The following is a 4,071-nucleotide window of genomic DNA, read 5'->3' as shown; positions in this document are numbered from 1 at the left end:
GAAGCCGCGCCGGCAGTGGAGCCGGCGATTGCAGCGCCGTCGCAAGCCGTGCAAGCCACGCAGGCAGCAGAGGTGTCGCATGCGGCCAAGCCGGCTCAGGCGTCGTTCAACGGCGGGGTTTCGGCGGAAGCGCTGAAGCCCGTGCTGGAGAAAGCCGGTCTCGTCTGGGTCAATACGGACGCCGACAAGCTGCGCGCCGCGCAGGAAGCGGCCGCGCAGACGGCGAAGCCGCCGCGCGTCGTGCGCGAACGCAAGCCGTTACCGCCGACCGACAGCGCGCCGATGCAGCAAGTTGAAACCAACAGGCATCCGCAGTAAGTCTGCGAAGCCGCTTTCGAAAAGCCCGCCTCACCGGCGGGCTTTTTTTCGCCCGAAGAACCGCAGTCAGCCCGCAGCCAGTAGCCCTCCCCGTAAACCCCGAAGGCGCCCGCCCTCGCCCTGCTGGAACATGCATTTCCGATAGAATGAAGAACTCGCCTTCCCGGTTTGGCGCAACCCAAGCAACCCATGTCACGACGCATCATCCCTGTTGCCGATCTTAGCGCGGCGCCGGTCATCTCCGGTCCGCTGCAAACGCCTAGCGGCGCGCTGCATGACACGCTCGCGCGCCCGCTGCGCGACCTGCGCATTTCGGTGACGGACCGGTGCAATTTCCGCTGCGTCTACTGCATGCCGCGCGCCGTGTTCGACAAGGACTATGCGTTCCTGCCGCACAGCGCGTTGCTGACCTTCGAGGAAATCGAACGCCTTGCGCGGCTCTTCGTCGCGCATGGTGTCGAGAAAATTCGTCTGACGGGCGGCGAACCGCTGCTGCGCAAGAACCTCGAATTCCTGATCGAGCGGCTCGCGCAACTCACCACGCCGGCCGGCCGGCCGCTCGACCTGACGCTGACCACCAACGGCTCGCTTCTCGCACGCAAGGCCCGCAGCCTGAAAGACGCGGGCCTGACTCGCGTGACGGTCAGCCTCGACGCGCTCGACGACACGCTGTTTCGCCGCATGAACGACGCGGACTTCGCGGTCGCCGACGTGCTCGACGGCATTGCCGCCGCGCAGGCGGTGGGACTCGCGCCCGTGAAGGTCAACATGGTGGTCAAGCGCGGCACGAACGACAGCGAAATCGTGCCGATGGCGCGCCATTTCAAAGGCTCGGGCACGGTGCTGCGGTTCATCGAGTACATGGACGTCGGCACGTCGAACGGATGGAACATGACCGAAGTGCTGCCTTCCGCCGATGTCGTCGCGCGCATCGCCGAGCATTTCCCGCTTGCGCCGCTCGAAGCGCATAGCGCCGCGGAAACCGCGCAACGCTGGGGTTACGCGGACGGCAGCGGCGAGATCGGCGTGATCTCCAGCGTGACGCGCGCGTTCTGCGCAAGCTGCACACGGGCGCGCCTTTCGACCGAGGGCAAGCTGTACCTGTGCCTGTTCGCATCGGCGGGCCACGACCTGCGCGCGCTACTGCGCGCCGGAGCAAGCGACGCCGACATCGCGACCGCCGTCGCCGAAATCTGGCAAGGCCGCGGCGACCGCTACTCGCAACTGCGCGGCAGCAACGCGGCCGACCCGGGCGCGCAGGATGCCCGCCGCGTCGAAATGTCGTACATCGGCGGCTGATCGGCGCATGGAGCCAACCCGGCGGCCGACACGCGAACGGATCACCGGCCTCGTGCTCGCGGGCGGGCGCGGCACCCGCATGGGCGGCGTCGACAAGGGCTTGCAGCCGCTGCACGGCGAACCGCTCGCCGCGCATGTGCTGAAGCGCCTCGCGCCACAAACCGGCGCGCTGCTGATCAGCGCGAACCGTCACACGGACATCTACGCCGCACTCGGCGCGCCGTTCGGCGCAACGATCGTCGCCGACACGCTGCCCGACTTTCCTGGCCCACTGGCCGGTTTGCTCGCCGGTTTGCGCTCGGCCCAAAGCGATTATCTGCTGAGCGCACCGTGTGACACGCCGTGGCTACCCGTGGATCTGGGTGCACGGCTCGCTGAAGCGCTCGAGTCGAGCGCGGCGGACATCGCCACCGTCACGACCTCGGACGCCGGCGGCAACGCATCACTCCACCCGGTCTTCGCGCTGCTGCGCACCCGTCTCGCCGACGACCTCGCGGACTTTCTTCAGGCCGGCGAGCGCAAGGTCCGCGCGTGGTACGCGCGCCACACGACCGTGGAAGTCGCCTTTACCGACGAGCGCGCGTTTTACAATATCAATTCTTTACAAGAACTCGCCGACCTCGAGCGTCATCGGGGTCCCGGCTGAAATCCCGCTCCGCCGCACGGCAAGCGCCACGCCCGCCGCCGGCCGCGACGTCCCGCTTCTTCATGACCACGCAAAACGAATTTTCCCGCTGCGTCGCGCAGTACGATCCTCATGCGCTGCCTGTTTCGGCGGCTCAGGCGATTACTCGCGAGTGGGCCACGCCCGTCGCCGCGGTCGAACGCGTGGCACTGCGCGATGCACTCGACCGCGTGCTCGCCGCAGACATCGTCTCGCCGATCGACGTCCCCTCGCACGACAATTCCGCGATGGACGGCTATGCGTTCAACCGCGCCGCATTGACGAGCGGCGCGCCGTCCGTCGAACTCGCAGTGGTCGGCAAGGCTTTGGCGGGCCATCCGTTCGCGGGCCGCGTCGAAGCAACGGCGCAATGCGTGCGCGTAATGACGGGCGCCTGCATTCCGGACGGTTGCGATACGGTCGTGCCGCAGGAGCTGGTCGAGCGCAGCGCCGATTCTGCGTCGATCCGTTTTGCAGCCGACGCCGTGCAGGCCGGCGCCAACCGGCGCCTGGCCGGCGAGGACCTCGCCCGCGGCCACGCGGCGTTGCGCGCGGGCCGCGTGATCCGCGCGTCCGATCTGGGCTTGCTGGCTTCGCTCGGCATCGGCGAAATCAATGTCCGGCGGCGTTTGCGCGTCGCGTTCTTTTCGACCGGCGACGAGTTGCGCTCGCTCGGCGAGCCGCTCGAAGCCGGCTCCGTGTACGACAGCAATCGCTACACGCTCTTCGCGATGCTGCGCCGCCTGAACGTGGACACGCTCGATCTCGGCGTGATCCGCGACGAACCCGCCGCGCTCGAAGCCGCGTTGCGCAGCGCCGCGGCGAGCGCGGACGTGGTGCTGACCTCGGGCGGCGTCTCGGTCGGCGAGGCGGATGTGACGAGGCGCTTGTTGCAAACATTCGGCGACGTCGCGTTCTGGAGGCTCGCCATGCGCCCCGGCCGCCCCCTCGCATTTGGCCGCATCTGGTCCGGCGAGCGGCCGGGCGTCGGACTGCCTGCGTTATTCTTCGGTCTGCCGGGCAATCCGGTGGCCGTCATGGTGACGTTCTATCAGATCGTCCGCGAGGTTTTGCTGCTGATGTCGGGCGCCACGCCGCAGCCGCTGCCGGTGATCCACGCGGCAAGCCTGCGCTCGATCCGCAAGCGCCCCGGACGCACGGAGTTTCAGCGCGGCATCGCCGCCCAGCATGCAAACGGCCAATGGCAGGTCACGCCGACAGAGTCGCAAAGCTCGGGCGTGCTGAGTTCGATGAGCGAGGCGAATTGTTTCATCGTGCTCGGCCATGAAGACGGCGACGTTGCCGAGGGCGAGCGCGTCAGTATCATGCTGTTCCACGGCCTGATCTAACGGTTCGGCGAATATTCGCGATCCGGCGCTGTCATCACCGGCGCATTTGTTTTACCCATTACCACTACGACATGCGGGTTTGACTTACATGAAAAAACAGATCTCGTTCATTGCACCGGGACAAACGGCCAAAGCACTTATCCTCGTCTACCTGACGTTCTCCGTGCCTATCGTGCTGCTGGGCGTGCTGGTCGCGTTCGTGCGCTACGGTTCGGTCGAACTGAGCACGGTGTTCAGCGCGCTGCTGCTGAATGCGATTCTCGGCTTCATCCTGCTGTGGATCGCCTGCCACGCGTACAACTGGGTGGCGTCGCGCTTCGGCGGCATTGAAATCCAGTTGACCGACGCACCCGAAGAAGCATGACGCGCGCTGCGTTCCGCGTCACTGCTGCCGAGCCCGCGAGCGCGGGCCCGGTCGGGCAGCAGGCGCGGACCGCCGAT

5 protein-coding genes are annotated in these 4,071 nt (G+C 67.1%); all 5 read left to right on the top strand.

The annotated features are described in order from the left end of the window. The coding region (locus BGRAMDRAFT_RS35805) for a ribonuclease E (protein WP_083803879.1) at window positions 1-318 on the top strand (318 nt) is incomplete at its 5' end. A 189-nt stretch (window positions 319-507) separates the two neighbouring features. Beyond that, window positions 508-1,617, top strand: coding sequence for a GTP 3',8-cyclase MoaA (gene moaA / locus BGRAMDRAFT_RS33035; protein WP_006053286.1), 1,110 nt, complete (start codon window positions 508-510; stop codon window positions 1,615-1,617). Between the two features lie 7 nt (window positions 1,618-1,624). Continuing rightward, window positions 1,625-2,263 carry a molybdenum cofactor guanylyltransferase MobA gene (gene mobA / locus BGRAMDRAFT_RS33030; protein WP_006053285.1) on the top strand — a complete coding sequence of 213 codons (639 nt, stop codon included), beginning with the start codon at window positions 1,625-1,627 and terminating at the stop codon, window positions 2,261-2,263. Window positions 2,264-2,325: 62 nt separating this feature from the next. Continuing rightward, window positions 2,326-3,630, top strand: a complete 1,305-nt coding sequence (gene moeA / locus BGRAMDRAFT_RS33025; RefSeq protein WP_006053284.1) for a molybdopterin molybdotransferase MoeA — start codon at window positions 2,326-2,328, stop codon at window positions 3,628-3,630. 88 nt (window positions 3,631-3,718) lie between these two features. Continuing rightward, the gene (locus BGRAMDRAFT_RS33020) at window positions 3,719-3,994 is read left to right on the top strand and encodes a hypothetical protein (protein WP_006053283.1); all 276 of its coding nucleotides are present in this window, start codon (window positions 3,719-3,721) and stop codon (window positions 3,992-3,994) included. The last annotated feature ends 77 nt before the right edge of the window (window positions 3,995-4,071 follow it).

The organism is Paraburkholderia graminis C4D1M, from assembly GCF_000172415.1.
In the GTDB taxonomy this organism is placed as follows: domain Bacteria; phylum Pseudomonadota; class Gammaproteobacteria; order Burkholderiales; family Burkholderiaceae; genus Paraburkholderia; species Paraburkholderia graminis.
Note: the sequence above shows the minus strand (reverse complement) of the source record. Positions and strands in the feature narration are given on the sequence as shown.